At 65.7% G+C, this 19328-nt stretch carries 22 protein-coding genes; 17 read left to right on the forward strand and 5 right to left on the reverse strand.

Annotated elements, in window-relative coordinates; genetic code table 11:
* Nucleotides 1–784: 784 nt before the first annotated feature.
* The 17 genes from ACE3N9_RS15230 (at nucleotide 785) to ACE3N9_RS15310 (ending at nucleotide 14640) form a co-directional block, all read left to right on the forward strand.
* On the forward strand, nucleotides 785–1153 hold the full coding sequence (locus ACE3N9_RS15230; protein WP_374285074.1) for a hypothetical protein: 369 nt from the start codon (nucleotides 785–787) through the stop codon (nucleotides 1151–1153).
* A 60-nt stretch (nucleotides 1154–1213) separates the two neighbouring features.
* Nucleotides 1214–1756, forward strand: coding sequence for a hypothetical protein (locus ACE3N9_RS15235; RefSeq protein ID WP_374285076.1), 543 nt, complete (start codon nucleotides 1214–1216; stop codon nucleotides 1754–1756).
* A gap of 255 nt (nucleotides 1757–2011) precedes the next feature.
* Nucleotides 2012–2647 (forward strand): M23 family metallopeptidase, encoded by a 636-nt coding sequence (locus tag ACE3N9_RS15240; protein ID WP_374285077.1) that lies wholly within the window; start codon nucleotides 2012–2014, stop codon nucleotides 2645–2647.
* A 163-nt stretch (nucleotides 2648–2810) separates the two neighbouring features.
* A complete protein-coding gene (locus ACE3N9_RS15245) occupies nucleotides 2811–3038 on the forward strand; it encodes a Flp family type IVb pilin (protein WP_374285079.1) in 228 nt (75 codons plus the stop codon).
* A gap of 90 nt (nucleotides 3039–3128) precedes the next feature.
* Nucleotides 3129–4061 carry a Flp pilus assembly protein CpaB gene (cpaB, locus tag ACE3N9_RS15250; RefSeq protein ID WP_374285081.1) on the forward strand — a complete coding sequence of 311 codons (933 nt, stop codon included), beginning with the start codon at nucleotides 3129–3131 and terminating at the stop codon, nucleotides 4059–4061.
* A gap of 1 nt (nucleotide 4062) precedes the next feature.
* Entirely contained in the window at nucleotides 4063–5427 is a 1365-nt protein-coding gene (locus tag ACE3N9_RS15255) for a type II and III secretion system protein family protein (protein WP_374285082.1), read from the forward strand.
* Nucleotides 5417–5719 carry a hypothetical protein gene (locus ACE3N9_RS15260; RefSeq protein WP_374285084.1) on the forward strand — a complete coding sequence of 101 codons (303 nt, stop codon included), beginning with the start codon at nucleotides 5417–5419 and terminating at the stop codon, nucleotides 5717–5719. Before ACE3N9_RS15255 ends, ACE3N9_RS15260 begins: the two co-directional genes overlap by 11 nt.
* Nucleotides 5720–5734: 15 nt before the next feature.
* Nucleotides 5735–7279 (forward strand): pilus assembly protein TadG-related protein, encoded by a 1545-nt coding sequence (locus ACE3N9_RS15265; RefSeq protein WP_374285086.1) that lies wholly within the window; start codon nucleotides 5735–5737, stop codon nucleotides 7277–7279.
* On the forward strand, nucleotides 7276–7779 hold the full coding sequence (locus ACE3N9_RS15270; protein ID WP_374285088.1) for a TadE/TadG family type IV pilus assembly protein: 504 nt from the start codon (nucleotides 7276–7278) through the stop codon (nucleotides 7777–7779). The genes ACE3N9_RS15265 and ACE3N9_RS15270 overlap by 4 nt, the downstream gene beginning before the upstream one ends.
* Nucleotides 7776–8420, forward strand: a complete 645-nt coding sequence (locus ACE3N9_RS15275) for a TadE/TadG family type IV pilus assembly protein (RefSeq protein WP_374285091.1) — start codon at nucleotides 7776–7778, stop codon at nucleotides 8418–8420. Before ACE3N9_RS15270 ends, ACE3N9_RS15275 begins: the two co-directional genes overlap by 4 nt.
* Nucleotides 8421–8429: 9 nt before the next feature.
* On the forward strand, nucleotides 8430–9614 hold the full coding sequence (locus ACE3N9_RS15280; RefSeq protein ID WP_374285092.1) for a CpaE family protein: 1185 nt from the start codon (nucleotides 8430–8432) through the stop codon (nucleotides 9612–9614).
* A gap of 7 nt (nucleotides 9615–9621) precedes the next feature.
* Entirely contained in the window at nucleotides 9622–10998 is a 1377-nt protein-coding gene (locus ACE3N9_RS15285; protein ID WP_374285094.1) for a CpaF family protein, read from the forward strand.
* A gap of 4 nt (nucleotides 10999–11002) precedes the next feature.
* The gene (locus tag ACE3N9_RS15290) at nucleotides 11003–12004 is read left to right on the forward strand and encodes a type II secretion system F family protein (protein ID WP_374285096.1); all 1002 of its coding nucleotides are present in this window, start codon (nucleotides 11003–11005) and stop codon (nucleotides 12002–12004) included.
* Nucleotides 12005–12012: 8 nt separating this feature from the next.
* Nucleotides 12013–12990 (forward strand): type II secretion system F family protein, encoded by a 978-nt coding sequence (locus tag ACE3N9_RS15295; RefSeq protein WP_374285098.1) that lies wholly within the window; start codon nucleotides 12013–12015, stop codon nucleotides 12988–12990.
* Nucleotide 12991: 1 nt separating this feature from the next.
* A complete protein-coding gene (locus ACE3N9_RS15300) occupies nucleotides 12992–13711 on the forward strand; it encodes a tetratricopeptide repeat protein (RefSeq protein ID WP_374285100.1) in 720 nt (239 codons plus the stop codon).
* 32 nt (nucleotides 13712–13743) lie between these two features.
* Complete coding sequence (locus tag ACE3N9_RS15305; protein WP_374285146.1) at nucleotides 13744–14193, forward strand: prepilin peptidase; 450 nt, start codon at nucleotides 13744–13746, stop codon at nucleotides 14191–14193.
* A gap of 21 nt (nucleotides 14194–14214) precedes the next feature.
* A complete protein-coding gene (locus ACE3N9_RS15310) occupies nucleotides 14215–14640 on the forward strand; it encodes a hypothetical protein (RefSeq protein ID WP_374285101.1) in 426 nt (141 codons plus the stop codon).
* 5 nt (nucleotides 14641–14645) lie between these two features.
* On the opposite strand, the gene ACE3N9_RS15315 is transcribed toward ACE3N9_RS15310, so the two are convergent.
* The 5 genes from ACE3N9_RS15315 to ACE3N9_RS15335 form a co-directional block, all read right to left on the reverse strand.
* Complete coding sequence (locus ACE3N9_RS15315; RefSeq protein ID WP_374285103.1) at nucleotides 14646–15272, reverse strand: response regulator transcription factor; 627 nt, start codon at nucleotides 15270–15272, stop codon at nucleotides 14646–14648.
* 3 nt (nucleotides 15273–15275) lie between these two features.
* A complete protein-coding gene (locus ACE3N9_RS15320) occupies nucleotides 15276–16415 on the reverse strand; it encodes an ATP-binding protein (protein ID WP_374285105.1) in 1140 nt (379 codons plus the stop codon).
* A 211-nt stretch (nucleotides 16416–16626) separates the two neighbouring features.
* Complete coding sequence (gene mmsB / locus ACE3N9_RS15325; RefSeq protein WP_374285148.1) at nucleotides 16627–17613, reverse strand: 3-hydroxyisobutyrate dehydrogenase; 987 nt, start codon at nucleotides 17611–17613, stop codon at nucleotides 16627–16629.
* Complete coding sequence (locus tag ACE3N9_RS15330; protein ID WP_374285107.1) at nucleotides 17498–18280, reverse strand: enoyl-CoA hydratase-related protein; 783 nt, start codon at nucleotides 18278–18280, stop codon at nucleotides 17498–17500. Before ACE3N9_RS15330 ends, mmsB begins: the two co-directional genes overlap by 116 nt.
* Nucleotides 18277–19320, reverse strand: coding sequence for an enoyl-CoA hydratase/isomerase family protein (locus tag ACE3N9_RS15335; protein WP_374285109.1), 1044 nt, complete (start codon nucleotides 19318–19320; stop codon nucleotides 18277–18279). Before ACE3N9_RS15335 ends, ACE3N9_RS15330 begins: the two co-directional genes overlap by 4 nt.
* Nucleotides 19321–19328: the final 8 nt, after the last annotated feature.

The raw sequence follows: 19328 nt of genomic DNA on the forward strand, positions 1-19328 counted from the left end.
ATCCGCGCTCGGTGATCTGGGCCACCGCATCACGCTTGAACTCATCACTGAAATTGGGCTTCCCCATCGTCGCCTCCTGTCCTCAAAATTAGGATCGAAGGCGTCCAGAAATCTAGGGGCTACTCAGACACCGAAGCCACGGATCTCGCAATCCCACAGCACCGCCTGGGTCTGACCCACCGCGCTGAAGGCATCGACGGATCGCTTGTTGAGCTTGGCTGTTGGCATCTTTGCCGCTCCATTTGGAGACAAAGCCAAAATCGAGGGCCTTTGTCTCCATATTGTCTCCAGATTATGCCGTTTCGTGGCGTTTTCGAGAGTAGGGCGGCGTTGGGAGAACTTCAACAACTATCTGTTATATAGTACTAAATCGTAGATTCGGCTAGACTGGCGAAAGTGCCTGAATCGTTTTGCCAAGGTTGGGGTCGAGGGTTCGAATCCCTTCGCCCGCTCCAGTTTTCCTCAAGGAAAACTATCGCTTATAAGGCGAGATCCAGCCTAAGGGCTGCTTGCACGACACATCACGATCGCCTTTGTCAGCGTGCTGTAAGCGGCGTCAGTGTCCGCTTCCCGGCACGATGCTCAAAGGCTGTTCGTATTGGATCGAACTGCCGGGTACTGATGGCAAACCGCCTTGATCGCACACGGGGCGTGGGCGAAGCGCGCCCGCGCATAATGTTTTAAGAGGTTAAGCCTACGCGTGGCTGAGGCGGTTCCAGTCTCACACTCTCGCCGGATGCATGTGCGGCTAATGCCAGCCTGACGCAAAACAGAGGCGCATTCCATGATTCCAGGACCGCTTGTTGCCGCATCGCTGGGCATCGCTGCATGCATCAGCGTCGGCTTTGTGCAGTCGCTGAAGCCGGTCAGCGCGGGCGCTTACCTGTTCTGGTCATCATGGCTGGTGCTGCCCTATCTTGGGCTTGGGGCGGCAATGTTCCTGGCCCGGCGCAAGGCGCGATCGTCGAGCATGGTGCAGGGCACGGCGATGATAGTTTCGATTGCCGGACCGCTTCTGCTGGCGGACGCTGTTTTCTGGCACCCGGACGCGCAAGGCGGCATCGCAGTGTTGATGGTGCCGTTCGTCCAGGCGGGCCTCGCGGCCATCCTGCTGCCCGTGGCCTGGCTGGTCACTCGCACCCGGCGCGGCTGAACTGCCCGCGGTCAGTTTCCACTTAACGCATCGTTCGCTGACCACCGGGTATGCCAGGCCATGGACAGACAAGCCCCTTCCGCCGAGCAAGCAGTCCGATCGTTGGGAGCGGCCCTTGCGGCATCGCTGCGCAAGAATGGCGGCTGGACCGGTTTCGGGCGAAGGCTCGCCGTGACCATGATTTCGGGCCTTGCCCTCTTCATGCCGCCCGTGGCGCTCTACGAGCTTTCCCGCGTCGATGCGGTCCGAAGCTGGCAGCCGGTCGAGATGGAACTGCTCGGCGTTGCAGAGAAGGACAACGGGTCCCGTCGCGGCGGGACGACCTGGGTGTGGTCCTTCCGGGAACCGTCCACCGGCCGCGTGGTCGAGGCACGCGATTTCGAGCCGGGCGACCTTCCGTGGTCAGGGCCGGGTTGGTCCACCATGGAGGGCAAGGCCAGGGCCTGGCAGTCGCTGACGGGCCGGCGCGTGACCGTCTGGATGGCGCCGGATGGCCAGTCGGTCTACCCCGCGCAAGGAAGCAAGGGAACCATGGCCGTGGTGTTGTTGCTGTGCGTGGCGTGGTGGCTTGCCATTGCCGCCAAGCGTTGGCGGGCAAGCTGATGGGGGGCGGCGACGCTGAGAGCGGGCAATGTCCTGCTTCTCGTTGTTCCGGCTCTGTGCGCTTGTCTGGCGGTTCGCCGTGCGCGGGATCCAGGGTGGGCGAATCCATAAATTCGCAGCAGTTCCATGTGAGGAGCCCCCGCGACGGTTAGCGCCTGGCGTCCGAAGGTGCTCCAGCCTTCGGCGCATGGAGAGTCCCTATAGGGGAACTACGAGCTTGTCCTTGCGGCGCGGACAGGTCCAGCCCGCTGGATCATGTCGCATGCCCTCCGGATTCTTGGCCTGGTGCTGCTCGTCGCGGGCACCGCGATGCCTGCGGAGGGGCAACCCACCGCACCGCCGGAGCCGTTGCCCGGCAGCGCCGTGGCTGAGCCTGGGCCAGGTCGGGGCGCTGTGATCGTCGAGTCCGCACCAGGTCAATCCGCCGTGCGGATCGCGCGGGCGGCCGATGCCGAAGGACGTCCGGTCAGTGTTGAAGCGCTGCGTCCGCCGCAAGCCGTGGCGATTGCCTCGCGCGGTCGGGCTCGGGGCGTAACCAGCGGATTCGGTTACAGAAATCATCCGATCCTGGGGGGCATTCGGTTCCACGCCGGGATCGATATCGCCCGTCCGGCCGGCACGCGGGTGATTGCGTCAAGCGATGGCCGGGTGGTCCAGGCCGGCTGGGCTTCGGGCTATGGCCTGCTGGTGACGATCGATCACGGGCGCGGCCTGCAGACCCGCTATGCCCATCTTTCCAGCCTGGGGGTGGCACCGGGCCAGCAGGTGCGTCGGGGCGACGTGCTGGGCTCGGTTGGATCGACCGGGCGCTCCACCGGACCGCACCTGCACTACGAGCTGCGCGTCAATGGCCGGCCGGTCAGCCCGGTTCCCGCGAGTAGCGGGCATTAACCATTGCGATTCGCGTAGTCCGCCTCACGTAGATTTGCGAAATTGTTCAAACGGGGGGCGTCTTTACCTCATGGCCAAGGTTGGTTGGCGGGTCCGTCGGCAACCTTCTTCCGAAGCTGACCGTGGTGCCTGGGGCGCTGCGGGCCGAAAAAGGGAAAATGCCATGAAGTCGTTCCTCAAGCTCTTCATCAAGGACGAATCGGGCGCCTCGGCGGCCGAATACGCCCTCATCCTCGCCATCGTCGGCGTCGCGCTGGGTGCGGCCGCGCTGTACCTCAGCGTCCAGATCCAGAACTCGATGTACAAGGCCGGTCAGCAGATCCAGGCCTGCAACAACGGCGATGCTTCGTGCAAGGCCGGTACTCCGCCGACCACGCCGGCGGCCGGTTGATCCGTCATCCCAAGCGAGTGGGCGGCCCCGCCGTGCCGGTGGTGCGGTGGGGCCAGTCCCCGATGATTTACTGATCCCAGGAGGTTGGCCGTGCAGAATCGCAATTGGGTCTTGCTTGGCATCGCCGTGGCTGTGGGCCTGTTTGCGGTGCTTCTCGCCAACGCCTGGTTTTCCGGCGTCGAACAGCAGCAGGGGGGCAGCCCGGGTGAACAGAAGTTCACGCGCATTGTCGTTGCCACCCAGCCGCTTGAGTTCGGCGCTCGGCTGACCGGGCAAAATGTTCGCCTGCAGGATTGGCCCGAAGCCTCGGTCCCGCAGGGAGCCTTCCGTTCGCTGCCCGATGCGCTGAAGGACGATCGCGTGGCGCTCCGCCCGATCGTGCCCGGCGAGCCGGTGCTGGCCAGCAAGGTCAGTGGCACCGATGGCCGCGCGACGCTGGCCGCGCTGCTGCCCAACGGGATGCGCGCGGTGTCGCTTTCGGTCAACGCGGTCAGCGGGGTTTCCGGCTTCGTCCTGCCCGGATCGATGGTTGACGTGCTGCTGACGCGCACGATCAACGACAGCAACGGGCGCGAAGGCCACCGCACCGACGTGATCCTCGAGAACGTCCAGGTACTGGCGATCGACCAGACCGCCAATGACCGTCAGAGCGAACCCAAGCTGGCCAAGACCGCCACGCTGGCGCTGTCGCTCTACGACGCCCAGCGGATCGTCGTCGCCGAACGCTCCGGCGCGCTCAGCCTGGTGCTGCGCAAGCCCACCGACAGCGATGTCGCGGTTGCGCCCGGCCAGGCCCCCGCCGTCCGCTCGGTCACGAGCTATGACCTGGGCGGTGGCAACCTTGCCGCGCCGGCAGCGGTCCGCAGCCCGGCGCCGCAGCGTGCCGGTTCGCTGGTCGCCCCGGCGCTGCCCGGCTTTGCCCCCGGTGCCGCTCCGGCCCAGGGCTGGTCCGGCCCGACCATGACCATTGTCCGCGGTACCCAGCCGACCAGCTACCCGGTCGGCCAGACGAAGGGTAAGTAAGATGAAGATCCTCAACAGCAGCATCTATGCCCTGGCCCTGCTGACCGCAGGGGTCGCCTGGCAGCCCGCGCTGGCTCAGCAGGCCGAGGAATCGCTCCATGCCGGCGCGCTGGAAGTGCCGGTCAACAAGAGCCGGGTGGTTTCCGCGGACCGGGCAATCGGCCGGGCCTTGATCGGCAACGCCGACATTGCGGATGTCCTGCCGATCTCGGAACGCTCGGTCTACCTGCTTGGCAAGAGCTTCGGGACCACCAGCCTGACGTTGTATGATCGCAACAACCGCGTGATTGCGGTGATGGACGTGGCCGTCGGTCCCGATGTCGAGGCGCTGCGCGAGCAGATCGGCGCTCTGGTGCCCGGGCAGAAGGTGGATGCCCACCTGTCCAATGGCTCGATCGTGCTGACGGGCCTGGCCAACGATGCCGGCGCGGCCGACCGCGTCGCCCAGCTGGCCAAGAGCTTTGCCGGCGACAAGGTGATCAACCTGGTGTCGATGGGCAGCAGCCAGCAGGTGATGCTGGAAGTGCGCTTTGCCGAAGTCGACCGGCAGATGGGCGAAAAGGTCGGCGTGAGCGGCCTGGGCCTGTCGCGCGGCGGCAGCTTCGGTTTCACGACCGGCACGCCTGCGGCTGGCGCGGTGCCCGATGCCTTCGCCACGATCACCAAGTCGTTCCACATTGGCGATACCAACATCGACGCCACGCTGGACCTGCTGGAACGCAAGGGCCTGTCCAAGACCCTGGCGGAACCCACGCTGATCGCGCTGTCTGGTGAAAAGGCCTCGTTTCTGGCCGGCGGTGAGTTCCCGATCCCGGTGGACAACAGCAACCGCGCCAGCGGCGATGTGACGATCGAATACAAGAGCTTCGGCGTCAGCCTGGGTTTCACCCCGACCGTGCTGGCTGACAAGGTGATCAGCCTGCTGGTCGAACCCGAAGTCAGCTCGCTTGATCCCAGTGCCTCGGTCTCGGTCAACGGGATCGTCGTTCCGGGTCTGCAGACCCGGCGCGCCAGCACCACGGTGGAACTGCGCGACGGCGAAAGCTTTGCCATTGCCGGGCTGCTCCGCAAGGACTTCCAGACCACCGTGCGCCAGGTGCCGCTGCTGGGATCGATCCCGATCCTGGGCGCGCTGTTCCGGTCCTCGGGCTTCCAGAAGGGCGAAACGGAGCTGCTGATCGTGGTCACGCCGCACCTGGTTGCGCCGCTGAAGCCCGAACAGGTCCGCTTGCCGACCGATCGCATCAAGGATCCGCAGCCGCAGGACGTGCTGCTGGGCGGTGAAGGTTACCACCCGCAGGCGCTGCCGCCCGTCAAGTCGGCCGACAAGGCCCCGCAGGCGAAGGAGAAGGGTTATGAATTCTAAGCGTGGACAGTGGCTGGCGCTGGCTGCCGTCACCCTGCTGGCGGCCTGCGACCAGGATGTGAACAGCACCGGCACGCCGCCCGCCGCCTTTGGCGAGGCCAACCGGCAGACCATGATGGCCCAGGTTGTCGATCCCGATCCGGTTTATGACGACGCGGGTCCGGCGACCAGTGCCGGCAAGGCCGCCCAGGCCGCCGAACGCTATCGCAAGGATGCCGTGAAGCGACCGGACAGGGTGCGCAGCACGTCGGTTTCCTCGGGCAGCAGCACCGGATCCGGCACCAACCAGTGATTGGGGAGTTTCCGCGTGACATCTGGCGTCCAGCCTTTTGCCAGGGATGAAAGCGGCAACATCTCGCCGCTCTATGCCCTCGTCCTGATGGTGCTGGTGGCCCTGGCGGGGATCGGCTTCGACTATGGTCGGCTTATGGCGATGCAGAGCGAGTTGCAGAACGCCGCCGATCAGGCCGCGCTGGCTGCTGCCAGCCAGCTGGATGGTCACGAGGATGCGATGATCCGCGCCCGCACCGCGGCCACCAGCACCTTCGCTTCGGCGTCGAGCGACTATGCCAACCTTACCCGGGTGGCCAACGATGGCGAGGGGGCGACGGTCAGCGGGCTGACCTTCACTTTCTACGAAAGCTATGCCGACGACGCCCCCGGGACCGAGGTGACCAGCGACGCCGACGGCGCCCGCGCCCACGTGGTCAAGGTCAGCGCCAACGGGCGCAAGGTGTTCTACGCGCTGACCCCGGTAATCGGGGCATTCAATTCGGGCGGGATTACCGCGAATGCCATGGCCATGCTGAAGAAGGCGGCGTGCAACGTGCCGTCGATCATGGTCTGCGTCGACCGGTCGGATTTCCCGCTGCCGGCGGATGCGGGCAAGGGCCTGCGGATGCGCTGGAAGAGCAGCAAGGACGTCACTCCGCTCGCGCCCGGCAACTGGGGCTTCCTCGACATCAAGGGCATCCGCGATACGCAGTACGAGCTGGGCGAGAACTCGCTGCCGGACTGCATCAACCTTGACAACGTGACCACCGAGCCGGGTTTCCGCAACACCGAACCGGGCGCGCTCAACACCCGTTTCGACATGCCCAGCAACAAGCTCACCTGCCAGGGCGATGGCGATTTCTGCCCGTCGGAAAACACCCGCAAGAACTATGCGATTCCCTACACCGGCACGGTCACCAGCCCCAATGCGACCTTGACCATTGCCGATGTGCGCGGCGCGCTGACCTGCCCGGCCACGGCGCCGAGCAAGTCCACCTGGGTGCCCTTTTCCTCGATCGGCGTGATCGATCGCCCCAGTGTCGATGCCTTCACGCTCGATACGGGCTTTTATTCCGGCAAGTTCGATTATCTCGGCGACGGGGTGTGGGACATCCAGCGTTATCTGGACGCGCACCATTACCCCACGCAGGCCAGCAGCTTCGCTCAGGGCACCCGCTATGAAGTCTACCAGTGGGAGATCGCGAACAAGGCCGCCCGGCTCGCCCCGCAGATCGTCGGCTTCAATCCCGACACCAAGCCCACGAAGGTCGGCGCCAATTATCGTCACAGCATCACCTATCACTGCAGCTATCCGCAGCCGCAGTTCTCGGCCCCGCTGCTGCCGTCCTCGACGCAGAAGGATCGCCGGGTGATGACCGTGGCTGCCGCGATGTGCGAAGGGGTGACCGGGCGCAAGCAGGTCGAACTGCTGGGCTGGATGGACGTCTTCGTGCTCGATCCGTCGGAACCGGCCGAACCCGGCACGATCCGCGCCGAAGTGATCGGTCCGGCGCTGCGCCCGGGCAACCTGTCGGGCTTCCAGTACTACGGCAAGGACCGGGCGGTGCTGATCCGATGACCTGGCTGCGCGCCTTGACCGACCGAACCGGAGCCGCCGCCGCCGAACTGGCGATGATGCTGCCGCTGATGATCCTGCTGCTGTTCGGCGGGTTCGAAGGCGGGCACTTCATCTGGACCCAGCACAAGCTGGTCGAGGCGGTGCGCGATGGCGCGCGCTATGCCGGGCGGCTGGAAGTGACCCAGGTTTGCCGTGATGGCAACCTGGTGATCAGCGCCGACCAGCTCGCCGCGATCCGCCTGCTGACCCGTACCGGCCAGCTGCAGGATGCGGGCCGCTTTCCGCTGATCCCGGGCTGGACTGACGATGAAGTCTATATCTCGGTGGTCTGCGGGGCTTTCGTCGATACCGGAATCTACCAGGAACTGGGCGAAGCCGGCCCGGTGGTGACCGTCGCGGCCAAGGGCGTGCCCTATCCCTCGTTGTTCGGCGGGCTGGGGATTTTCGATCCGGGCATCCGCATGAATGCGCGCGCCAGCGCGCCGGTGATCGGGTTATGAGGGCGCTGCGCTCTTTCCTGCGCGCCCGCCAGGGTGCCAGCGCGGCGGAATTCGCCATGGTTCTGCCGCTCGCCTTGCTGCTGCTGTTCGGCCTGTTCGACGTCGGCAACTATGCCTGGACGCTGAACCAGGCGGAAAAGGCCGCGCAGATGGGCGCGCGCTATGCCGTGTCGACCGCGCTGGTCCCCTCGGGCCTCAACAGCTTTGAAACCATCGGGCTGAGCTGCCCGGGCGGCGTGCTCAAGCCCGGCGACCGGATCTGCCGCGAAGCGCTGGGCGCGGTGCGTTGCACCGGCGGCAGCGGCACGGCCACCTGCACCTGCGCGCGCACCCCGTGTCCGGACCTTGGCACCGCCAATGCCCAGGCCTTTGACCGGATCGTGGCGCGGATGCACGCGATCATGCCGATGCTGCGGGCCGAGCACGTGACCGTCACCTACAGCGGTTCGGGCATCGGTTATGCCGGCGATCCGGGGCTCGACGACAACGGCGATCCGCTGAGCGACATCGCGCCGCTGGTGACGGTTGAAGTCGGCGGAATGAACCTGCGGGCGATGGCTCTGTTCGGCGGCACCATTGCCTTGCCCCCGGCCCGGGCCACCCTGACGCTCGAGGATGGAGATGGCGCTGTCGCCTACTGACGAGGACCCATGATCACGATCGAACCACACCCAGGACATCAAGGCGCGCCAGGCCGCGAGCGCGGGGGCGAGCTGGTGCTCGTCGCCCGGGCAGGCGTGATTGCCGCGCTTGAGGCTTCGGGTGAACTGGACCGGCTGGGGCGGCTGGCCTGTCATGCCGCCGCGCCCGATGCTGGGGTTGAGGACGGCTGGGTCGGGTCGGCCAAGGCGCTGGTGATCGAAGTGGAAGCCGGCAATGCAGGCTCGCTGGAACGGATCGCCCAGGTCCGCGCCCGTCACCCCGAGCTGCCGGTGATCGCCGCGCTCGAAGCCACCGATGTCAAGCTGGCGCGGGCGCTGCTGCACCAGGGGGTCAATGATATTGCGCGCCTGCCGATCGATTGCGCCGAACTGGCTGAGCAGATTAACGAGTTGCCGGCTCCGGCGGCCGCGGCTTCTGCCGTCCGCCAGGCGCCGCTGGTGCTGGTGACTGGCAGCACGGGCGGCTGCGGCACCACGACGGTGCTCACCCACCTGGCCGCGAACCTGGCCGAACCGGGCAAGGGTGCGGGCCGGATCTGTGTGCTCGACCTGGACCTGCAGGGCGGGGAAGTGGCCTACTATGTCGGGCAGATCCCGCGCGTCACCGTTTCAACCCTGCTTGAGGCGGGCGACCGGCTCGATGCCGAAATGTTGCAGAGCGCCCTGACCGACAGCCAACATGGCTTCGTGATTGTCGCCGCGCCGGCTTCGATTACCGCGTTGGACGATGTCGACCAGGATCGCCTGCTCGAACTGCTGGCGCTGGTGCGCAGCACCTTCGACATGGTGCTGGTCGACGTGCCGGTCGACTGGTCGGGCTGGGCCCTGTCGCTGGCCCTGGCGGCGGACCGGGTGGTGCTGGTGACCGAACTGTCGGTCGCCGGCCTGCGCCAGGCGAAGCGCCGGCTCGACCTGTTCACCTCGGTCGGGATCAAGTCCGACCGCGTGATGGTCGTGGCCAACCGGGTCGAGCATCATCTGTTCAAGGCAATCGGGCTGGACGACGCCGAAGAGGCGCTGGGCTGCCAGGTCACCGTCTCGGTCGCCGACGAAGGCGAACACATGGTCGCTGCCCAGAACGAAGGGCGGCTGCTGACCGATCTCCACAAACACAGCAGGTTTGCGTCGGACATTGCCAGTCTGGCGCGGTCATTGGTTCTGGAAGGCAGGTGAATTGGCGATGAGCATCTGGAACGTTAAGAAGCCCGAAGGCCCCGAAACCACCGGCGAAAGCGCTGGTGCGAACGGAGCGGTCGTGGCCGCCGGAGGCGCCGAAACCAGCGACGACCGCAAGCTGCGGCTCAAGGTATCGATCCACCGCAACCTGCTCGACAAGATCAACCTTGCCGCGCTGGAACAGATGACCCGCGAACAGATCCACCGCGACATTGCGGAGATCGTGGGCGAACTGCTGCAATCGCTGAGCGAACCGCTCAACGCGCGCGAACGCACCGAGCTGGTCGACGAGGTGATGGACGAGCTGCTTGGCCTTGGCCCGCTTGAGCCGCTGCTCAAGGACGAGACGATCACCGATGTGCTGGTCAACGGCGCGAACAGCGTGTTCGTGGAACGCCGCGGCTTGCTGGAAAAGGTTTCAACCCGGTTCCAGGACGATCGCCACCTGCTGCGGATCATCCAGAAGATCGTCAGCGCGGTCGGGCGCCGGATCGACGAATCCTCGCCCTATGTCGATGCCCGTCTGGCCGATGGTTCGCGCGTCAACGCGATCATCCCGCCGCTGGCGATCGATGGGCCGATGCTGTCGATCCGCAAGTTCGCCAAGAAGTGGATCAGCGTCGATCGCCTGATCGAGCTGGGTTCGCTGCCCGAACAGATGGCCGAAGTGCTGAAAGGCATCGTCGGATCGCGCCGCAATGTGCTGATCTCGGGCGGTACGGGTTCGGGCAAGACGACCCTGCTCAACGCGATGTCCTCGTTCATCAATCACCGCGAACGCATCATCACGATCGAGGATTCGGCCGAACTCCAGCTGATGCAGGAACACATCGTCCGACTGGAAACCCGCCCGGCCAACATCGAGGGGCGCGGCGAGGTGAGCCAGCGCGACCTGGTCAAGAACGCGCTGCGCATGCGCCCGGACCGGATCATCGTGGGCGAAGTGCGCTCTGGCGAAGCCTTCGACATGCTCCAGGCGATGAACACCGGCCACGACGGGTCGATGACCACGGTCCACGCCAACACCCCGCGCGATGCGCTGTCGCGCGTCGAACAGATGATCGGGATGAGCGGGGTGGACATCTCGCCCCGGGCGGCGCGCAACCAGATCGCCTCTGCGATCAACATCGTGATCCAGATCGAACGCCTGGTCGACGGCCATCGCCGCATCGTCAGCCTGTCGGAAATCACCGGCATGGAAGGCGAAACCATCACCATGCAGGAAATCTTCCGGTTCCGCGCCACTGGCCGCAGCGCTGAAGGCAAGGTGCTGGGCCAGTTCGAGGCGACCGGCATCCGGCCCAAGTTCCTGGCCGAAACCGCCGCCTATGGCATCACCCTGGAGCCGGAACTGTTCCGGCCCGACATCAAGCTGGGATGAGCCCATGTGGAACGTCATTGTCCGCGCCGTCGTCCTCCTGTCGATCTTTTCGGCGGTGTTCCTGTTCGTCCAGGTGATGCTGGGCGCCGCTTGGCGGCAGCGCCAGAAGCACGCGGCGATCAACACCCGCCTGCGGATGATCAAGGAAGGGGGCGATCGGGAACAGATCGTCGCCCGGCTGCGCAAGAACGCCCCCAGCGATGCCGGACGCCTGCCGCCGCCGCTGGGCACCTTCTATCGCTACCTTCAGCACCAGTTCTTCGCCGCGGCCGTGCCGGTGGGGGTTGGCTATGCTATGCTCGCCATGGCGGGCTTCAGCTTCGCGGTGTTCGCGCTGCTGATGCTGGCGGCCGGCGCTGCGGGGTTCGACTGGACCTCGGGCGTGATCATGCTGCTGGCCGTGCTGGGGCTGTGCATCGGCACAGTGCTGCCGCTGCTGCTGATCTCGATCGCGGCGCAGCGCCGCCGCAAGCGGGTCGAGGATCAGTTCCCGCTGGCGCTGGACGTGTTCGTCCGCGCGCTCCGCTCGGGCCACCCGGTCGCGTCGGCGATCGACCTGCTGACCCACGAGATGGAAGACCCGATGGGCAGCGAATTCGGCGTGGTGTCCGATGAAGTGTCCTATGGCGCAGACCTCAACGACGCGCTCCAGGCCATGGCCGAACGATGGGACAATCCGGACATGCGGATGTTTGTCGTCTCGCTCTCGCTGCAGAGCGAAACGGGCGGCAATCTTGCCGAAATCCTTGAAAACCTGGCCGATGTGATCCGCGCCCGCGCCGCGATGTACATGAAAGTGCGCGCGCTCAGCTCCGAAGGCCGCCTGACCGGCTGGATGCTGACCGTGCTGCCGATCATCTCGCTGCTGGGCATGGTGACGGTCAATCCGGGCTTCTACATGGACGTGGCCGGCGATCCGATCTTCATCTGGGGCTTCGGCTTCCTGATTCTCCTCTACTTCGTCGGCGTGCTGGTGATCCGCCGCATGATTGACCTGAAAGTGTAGGTGCTGACATGCTTGATCTTGTCGCAACCAACTCGCTCGCCCGGCTCGCCGTGCTGGTCGTGGTCTTCGTGGCCGCGATCGGCGGGGTCTATGCCCTGGGCTCGTGGCTGGGCCACCGTTCGGCGCTGCGCGCGCAGCTGCGCCAGATCGGTGAGGACCAGGGTGTAACCATGCGCCCCACCAGCCTGCGCAGCCACGTCAACGAAGGCGCCTGGGCCAAGCTGGCGGCCGCGATCGAAGCGGCCGGGCTGGACCTGACCGACACCAAGAGCGAGCGGCTGACCGCCAAGCTGCGCGCGGCGGGCTATACCTCGACCATGGCGCCGCGGGTGTTCACGCTCAGCCGCCTGATCGGGGTGTTCGCCTTGCCGCTGGGCTATATCGCGCTGGCCTATTCGGGGCCAGGCGATCCGCCCTCGTTCCTCAAGGTTTACCTGATCGGCGCCTCCCTCGCGCTTTTGGGGCTGTACCTGCCCAACCTGTTCGTCCAGGCCAAGGCCGACCGGCGGCGCGACGAATTGCTGCGGGGCTTTCCCGATTGCCTCGACCTGCTGATCATCTGCATCGAATCCGGGCTCAGCATCGAGGCGGCGATGGACCGGGTCGGGCGCGAAATGGTGCTGTCGCACCCGCTGGTGGCGGAAATGCTCTCGGTTGCCACGCTGCAACTGCGGGCCGGCGCTTCGCGCGAGGATGCCTTCCGCAAGATGTCGGACATGGCCGGGGTGGACGAGATCCGTTCGTTCACCACGCTGATCATCCAGTCCGACAAGCTGGGCACCAGCATCGCCACGACGCTGCGGGTCTATGCTTCGGAAATGCGCGAGCGGCGCAAGCTGCGCGCCGAAGAACGCGCGCACCGTTTGCCGGTGCTGATTTCGATCCCGCTGGTGATGTGCATGCTCCCGGTGATGATCGGCGTGCTGATGCTGCCGGCGGTGGTCCGCCTGGTGAAGACGATTTTCCCGATGATGATGGGAGGTTGATATGCGTAGCTCATTCAAGACTTTGATGTTGCTGGCGATCTCGGTGCCTGCCCTGGCAGCCTGCGCCAACCCGTTCGTCAAGGCAAACCAGGCGGCGGCGCGGTTGTTGCCGGCTTCGGGCAATGCTGATTTGGCGATGGGCCGACAGGCGCTGGCCGACGGGCAGTACGGCACGGCGATCGCCGCGCTGCGCTTTGCCCGGCTCGACCCGGCGTGCAGCGCCGAGGCGACCAACGCGCTTGGCGTTGCCTATGCGCGGATCGGCCGCGATGACCTGGCCGAGCGTTACTTCCGCGAGGCTCTCGCCCTGGCTCCGGACGACCGCCGGTTTGCCGCGAACCTGGCCCGGTTCGGCCAGGCCCAATCGTTGCGCCTGGCCGCGGTGCAGGCGCCCGCCCCCGTGGCGGCGCCGGTCCAGCCGCTCAAGGGCAATGTCCGCATGGTCATGGCCGGCCCCGGCCGCAGCGTCGTGATTACCTCTGCCGCGGCGCCGCGCGCGATCCGGGTTGCCAATCCGGTGCCGGTGCGGACCATCCAGGTGGCCAATGGCAAGCCGCAGCTGGCGGCGGTCGGCCCGGTTCGGGCCGCGCCGGTGGCGCATGTGACGGTGACCGGCCCCGCGCCGCTTGCCATCCGGGCCGCGCCCAGCGCCAAGCAGCTGGCCATGGCTCGCGGGCCGCTGGTCCGCCGCGCCGGCGGTGCCGAAGCCGATTTCGACTGAAAGGGCGGAACTTGCCGGCGTGGCCACAGCTCTTGTTTCCAGCAACGCTGATCGCACTGGCTACGGTTGGCGCCTGGCTTGACTGGCACCGCCGGCTCCTGCCGAACTGGTTGTGTGGAATTGCGGCGGCAGCGGGCCTTGGGGCAGCGCTGCTTGGGCCGGGTGGCGGGCCGGTCTGGTCCCATGCGGTGCACGCGTTGATTGCCTTGCTGGTGGGCATGGCGCTGTTTGCCGGCGGCGTGATCGGCGGCGGCGATGCGAAGTTCTATGCCGCGCTGGCGCTGTGGTTTCCGCTGGACGATGGGTTCCGGCTGCTGCTGCTGGTCAGCATGGCGGGATTGATCCTGACACTGGCGATGTGGGCACTGATCTGGCGGTGCGAACCGGCAGGAATGGACCGCCAGGCGCGCAGCGTGCCGTATGGCGTGGCAATCGCAGCAGGGGCAGTGATACAGACCTTGTTCATGCAAGCTATTGCTTAAAGTCGATTTATGAGTGATTTGATGGATGAATCGCCGGCTGCTGGCCGGCTGCAGGCAGTCGCAGAATGGGTTGCTGGCGCCATGGAATGGTGGAAGATCCGGATTGAGCCCGTGCTGCTTGCCAATGGCAAGCGGAGTACGGCTGGGATCGCCTACGAGCTGTGCCTGCCGCTGATCCCCGATGGCCGGATCTCGCTGCCGATGCTGCGCGCCAACCCCACCCGTGCCAAGGTCACGCGCTGCCGGTTCAACCGCGATTGCGTCGAAGGGCATATCGAATTGCGCGACAACCAGTGGACCTGCGTGTGGGAAGGTCCCCGCCCAGCCTACCTGGAAGACACGCGGATCATGGCAGCGCGGTTCGTTCCGGGCGAACTGGTTGCACTGCGACCGCACGGCAGCAGCCTGCAGTTCTTCCGGATCAGCGCGCAGACCGCGCTGGCCTGAGGGCCTCAGGCCGCTTCGGAACCGTTGCCCAGGTCGGCCAGGAAGGCCAGGTGCAGCATTTCCGGCAGGCTGCGCACCTCAAGCTTGCGCATCGCATTGGCGCGGTACAATTCCACGGTGCGCGGGCTGAGCCCCAGATCATAGGCGATGACCTTGTTGGGCTGGCCCTTGACCAGCCCCAGCAGGACCTGCTGCTCGCGCTTGGTCAGCCGTTCGATCCGCGCACAGGCCAGCTCGACCTCTTCCGAACGGACCGGCGTGTGCCGCGGCTGCTGCCAGGCACTGTCCAGCGCGGCGAGCAGATCCTCGCGCGAGAAGGGCTTTTGCAGGAAATCGAGCGCGCCGTTCTTCAACGCGCGGACGGCGGTTTCCACGTCGCCGTGGCCGGTGATGATGATCACCGGCATGCTGCTGCCCTGGTCGTGCAGGTGCCGCTGCAGATCCAGGCCGTTGATCCCCGGCATGCGGACGTCAAGCAGGATGCAGCCGTGGTCGAGATTGGGCAGGCTGCGCAGGAACGCCTCGCCGCTGGCGTGAGTGGTCGTCTCGAACCCTTCGGTGCGGAGCAGGAAGGCGGTCGAATCCGCCACTTCGGGATCGTCGTCCACGATATGGCATACCCGTTTTGACATCGCTCAGTCCCCCGCTCCGGTTGGTCCGGGCACAATCGGCAAGGTGAAGTGGAAGGCCGCACCGTGCAGGTTGGACGATTGCTCAACCCCGATCCGGCCGCCATAGGACTCGACGATCTGCTTGCAGATCGCCAGGCCGACCCCCATTCCGCCGCCCTTGGTGGTCACGAAGCTTTCGAACAGCGAATCGGCAATTTCCTGGGCGATGCCTGGCCCTTCGTCTTCGACGTTGATCTGGACGAAGCCATCGCCGGTGTCGCGGGCGGAAATGAAGATTTCGTGCCGCCCGCCGTGCTCGGCATCAACCGCTTCGAAGGCGTTGCGCAGCAGGTTGAACAGCACCTGCTGCGCCTGCAGGCGGTCCACATCTACCATCGGCAGATCGGCGGGGATGTCGTGAGCCATGTGGATTGTGCGCTTGTAGCCATTGATCATCGCCAGCGCGGCGGCATCGCGGACCAGTTCGGACACGCGGCTGGGTTCGGTAACGGGCTGCCCGCCCTTCACGAAATCACGCAGGCGGTGCAGCAACTGGCCCGCCCGCACGGCCTGGCTGCTGCAATTGCCCAGGATGCGCAGCACTTCGTCCCGGCCCTTGAATTCGTCCTGCTTGCTGACCAGGTTTGACAGGCCCTGGGTAAAATTGGCGATATTGGTCAGCGGCTGGTTCAATTCGTGGGCGATCGCGGTGGCCAGCGCGCCCATGGCCGATACGCGCGATGCCTGCGCCAGTTCGGCCAGCATGCTCCTTGCTTCGCGTTGCTGCAGGTCGCTCCCGCCAACCGGGCGCAGAAACCCGACATAACCGGCGCGGTCGCCCAGGTTCAGCGGCGAAACGTTGAGTTCGACCGGGAAATTGTGCCCGGCGTGGTGGCGGGCCATTTCGATGCGGTTTGCACCGATGATCCGCCGCTCCCCGGTGCGGGCGTGGTTGGCCAGATAACTGTCGTGGTGTGCGGCCACGTGGGGCGGGGTCAGCACGGCAATGTTCTTGCCGACGATGTCCGCGGCGGAATAACCGAACATCTGTTCGGCCCGTTTGCTGAAGGCCTGGATGATGCCCTGCTGATCGATGATGATCGTCGCCAGCGGCACGGCGTCGAACACCTGTGCCACAATCGCCGGTGCGGCGAGATCGGCCACAAGGCCTGGTCCTGCTCCGTCAGCTGGCGCAGCTTCGGGTTCGGTACGCGGTTGGATGTCCTGTCCCCCGTATTTGTCCATCGGTCCTGCGTGCGCCCGGCGGCTTAATCACCGCCCACAGTCCAACAATATAAGAATACGCTTGTTTAATAGAAGATCAATCGACTTCGCATGTTGGCAATTCGCAGGCGGACAGGCTGCTTCCGGCAGGTCAAAGGGTCTTGATGATGGCGCTGAAGTCCAGGCCGCCATGGCCCGCATCGGCAAATTTCTGGTACAAATCTTCGGCCCGGGCACCCATCGGGGTCTGGGCTCCGGCAGTCTGCGCCGCCGCCATCGCCAGCTTCAGGTCCTTGAGCATCAGCGCGGCGGCAAAGCCGCCCTGGTACTGGTTGTCGGCCGGGCTTTGCGGGCCTACGCCGGGGACGGGGCAATAAGAAGTCATCGACCACGACTGACCCGAGGCCTTGCTCGAGATGTCGTAGAAGGTCTGGAGATCCAGTCCCAGCTTTTCGGCCAGGGCAAAGGCTTCGCAAGTGGCGATCATGGTCGCGCCCAGGATCATGTTGTTGCAGATCTTCGCCGCCTGCCCCGCGCCCGATGCCCCGGCGTGGATCACGGCCTTGCCCATCGCCGATAGAATCGGCTCGGCCGTGGCGAAGGCTTCGTCCGTGCCGCCGACCATGAAGGTCAGCGTACCCGCATTGGCCGCCGCGATCCCGCCCGAGACCGGCGCATCGACCATGGCGTAACCCGCCGCACGGGCTGCTTCCTCGACCTTTCGCGCGGTGGCGACGTCGATGGTCGAGCAATCGAGCAGCAGGGCGCTGGTGGGTGCCTGGCCGATCACGTCGGCGCTGTAGACGCTGTCGACGATTGCGCCGTTGGGCAGCATTGAAACCACCGCCTCCGCGCCTTGCACAGCCTCGCGCACCGAAGTGTAGGTGGCGCAGCCATTATCCTTGGCGCGCGCCAGCGCATCGGCGGACAGGTCGAAGGCATGGACCTCATGCCCCGTCTTGACCAGGTTCGCGGCCATCCCGCCGCCCATGTTGCCGAGGCCGATGAAGGCGATCTTCACCTTACTTCCCCTTCCACACGCCGGGGCGCTTTTCGATGAAGGCGGCCATGCCTTCGGCCTTGTCCTCGGTCGCGGTGAGGACCTGGAAGATGCGGCGTTCCACAGCCAAGCCCATATCCAGTGTGGTTTCGAACGCTGCGTTGACCATTTCCTTGTTGGCCATGGCGGCCAGCGGCGGCATCGCGGCGATCTCGGTGGCGGTCTTGAGCGCGTCCTCGACCAGATTGGCGAGCGGCACCACGCGCGCCACCAGGCCCGAACGCTCGGCTTCCTCGGCGCCCATCATGCGGCCGGTCAGGCACATTTCCATCGCCTTGGCCTTGCCCACGGCCTTGGTCAGCCGCTGGCTGCCGCCCATGCCGGGGCCGACCCCCAACTTGATTTCCGGCTGGCCGAACTTGGCGTTTTCGCTCGCGATGATGAAATCGGCCATCATGGCGAGTTCGCACCCGCCGCCCAGCGCAAAACCGTTGACCGCGGCGATCCACGGCTTGCGGGTGGTCTTGACCAGATGGCTGGTCCAGCGGCTGAAGAAGTCCTGGCTATAGAACTCGGCGGCCGGCTTTTCAGCCATTTCCTTGATGTCGGCGCCGGCGGCAAAGGCCTTTTCGCCCGCGCCGGTCAGCACCGCGCAGCGCTGGCCCGGGTCGGCTTCGAAAGCGGCGAAAGCTTCGATCAGTTCTTCGAGCACCTGGCTGTTGAGCGCGTTCAGCGCTGAGGGACGGTTGAGCGTGATCAGCGTCACCGCACCGCGCTGTTCGACGAGGATGGTTTCAAAGCTCATAGGGGTTTCCATTCTTCATTGGCGGGCAGGGCCGCGAAAATGCTGTCGATCAACTGGTCGGTCACACCTTCAGGCGTGGCCGGGTTCCATTGGGGCGTGTTGTCCTTGTCGACGATCACCGCGCGCACGCCTTCGGCGAAGTCGGGCAGGGTCAGGACGCGGCTGGCCACGCGGTATTCCATTGCCATGTTTTCGGCAAAGCTGCCGCACTTCAGACTGTCGGCCAATTGGCGCAGCGCGACCTTGCAGGTCTGGGGCGACTTGGTGCGCAGCGTGGCCAGTTCCTTCGCCGCCCAGTCACTGTCGTCGGCTGTCAGGCTGGCCAGGATATCCTCATACCGGTCCGAGGCGAAGTGGCGGGCGATCTGCACCGCATTGCCTTCGATCCGCGCGGGCGGCGGGGTGAGGGCCAGTGCGGACAGCGCCTGCGCGGGATCGTGCCCCTGGGCCAGCCGTGCCTTGGCCTCGGCCAGCGCGTCGTGCGGCAGGTAATGGGTGGCAAGGCCCGCCCAGCGGCACTCCGCCCCGTCCATCCGCGCACCGGTCAGCGCCAGGAACTGGCCGATCCGGTGCGGCAGGCGCGACAGGTACCAGCCGCCGCCGACATCGGGAAACAGGCCGATCCCGGTTTCGGGCATGGCATAACGCGTGTTCTCGGTCGCGACGTGGAATTTCGCCGGCTGGCTGATCCCCACGCCGCCGCCCATGGTGATCCCGTCCATGAAGGCGACCACCGGCTTGGGATAAGTGAAGATCAGGTGGTTGAGCTGGTATTCGTCGTGAAAGAACTTGCGGCCCGATACACCGCCATCGTTCAGCGCCGAATTGCGCAGGAAAGCGATGTCGCCGCCCGAACAGAATCCGCGGCCCTCAGCATGGTCGATGATCACCACGGTCACGGCGGGATCATCGCGCCATTCCAGCAGTGCGGCGGTCATCGCGTGGACCATGTCCAGCGTCAGCGCATGGATCGCCTTGGGGCGGTTGAGCGAGAGGAACCCGGCATGGCCCTCTTGGCGGATCAGGACTTCGTCGGTCATGGCCTTTC

It is taken from the genome of Novosphingobium sp. (genome assembly GCF_041905565.1).
Taxonomy (GTDB): domain Bacteria; phylum Pseudomonadota; class Alphaproteobacteria; order Sphingomonadales; family Sphingomonadaceae; genus Novosphingobium.

Excerpts from the sequence above, each read along its gene's own strand:
- ACE3N9_RS15310 (WP_374285101.1), top strand. The coding sequence starts at position 14,215 with ATGGATGAATCGCCGGCTGCTGGCCGGCTGCAGGCAGTCGCAGAATGG.
- ACE3N9_RS15335 (WP_374285109.1), bottom strand. The coding sequence starts at position 19,320 with ATGACCGACGAAGTCCTGATCCGCCAAGAGGGCCATGCCGGGTTCCTC.
- ACE3N9_RS15285 (WP_374285094.1), top strand. The coding sequence starts at position 9,622 with ATGAGCATCTGGAACGTTAAGAAGCCCGAAGGCCCCGAAACCACCGGC.
- ACE3N9_RS15315 (WP_374285103.1), bottom strand. The coding sequence starts at position 15,272 with ATGTCAAAACGGGTATGCCATATCGTGGACGACGATCCCGAAGTGGCG.
- ACE3N9_RS15300 (WP_374285100.1), top strand. The coding sequence starts at position 12,992 with ATGCGTAGCTCATTCAAGACTTTGATGTTGCTGGCGATCTCGGTGCCT.
- ACE3N9_RS15290 (WP_374285096.1), top strand. The coding sequence starts at position 11,003 with ATGTGGAACGTCATTGTCCGCGCCGTCGTCCTCCTGTCGATCTTTTCG.
- ACE3N9_RS15295 (WP_374285098.1), top strand. The coding sequence starts at position 12,013 with ATGCTTGATCTTGTCGCAACCAACTCGCTCGCCCGGCTCGCCGTGCTG.
- ACE3N9_RS15330 (WP_374285107.1), bottom strand. The coding sequence starts at position 18,280 with ATGAGCTTTGAAACCATCCTCGTCGAACAGCGCGGTGCGGTGACGCTG.
- ACE3N9_RS15235 (WP_374285076.1), top strand. The coding sequence starts at position 1,214 with ATGGACAGACAAGCCCCTTCCGCCGAGCAAGCAGTCCGATCGTTGGGA.
- ACE3N9_RS15230 (WP_374285074.1), top strand. The coding sequence starts at position 785 with ATGATTCCAGGACCGCTTGTTGCCGCATCGCTGGGCATCGCTGCATGC.
- ACE3N9_RS15270 (WP_374285088.1), top strand. The coding sequence starts at position 7,276 with ATGACCTGGCTGCGCGCCTTGACCGACCGAACCGGAGCCGCCGCCGCC.
- ACE3N9_RS15260 (WP_374285084.1), top strand. The coding sequence starts at position 5,417 with ATGAATTCTAAGCGTGGACAGTGGCTGGCGCTGGCTGCCGTCACCCTG.
- ACE3N9_RS15245 (WP_374285079.1), top strand. The coding sequence starts at position 2,811 with ATGAAGTCGTTCCTCAAGCTCTTCATCAAGGACGAATCGGGCGCCTCG.
- ACE3N9_RS15280 (WP_374285092.1), top strand. The coding sequence starts at position 8,430 with ATGATCACGATCGAACCACACCCAGGACATCAAGGCGCGCCAGGCCGC.
- ACE3N9_RS15255 (WP_374285082.1), top strand. The coding sequence starts at position 4,063 with ATGAAGATCCTCAACAGCAGCATCTATGCCCTGGCCCTGCTGACCGCA.
- ACE3N9_RS15275 (WP_374285091.1), top strand. The coding sequence starts at position 7,776 with ATGAGGGCGCTGCGCTCTTTCCTGCGCGCCCGCCAGGGTGCCAGCGCG.
- ACE3N9_RS15240 (WP_374285077.1), top strand. The coding sequence starts at position 2,012 with ATGTCGCATGCCCTCCGGATTCTTGGCCTGGTGCTGCTCGTCGCGGGC.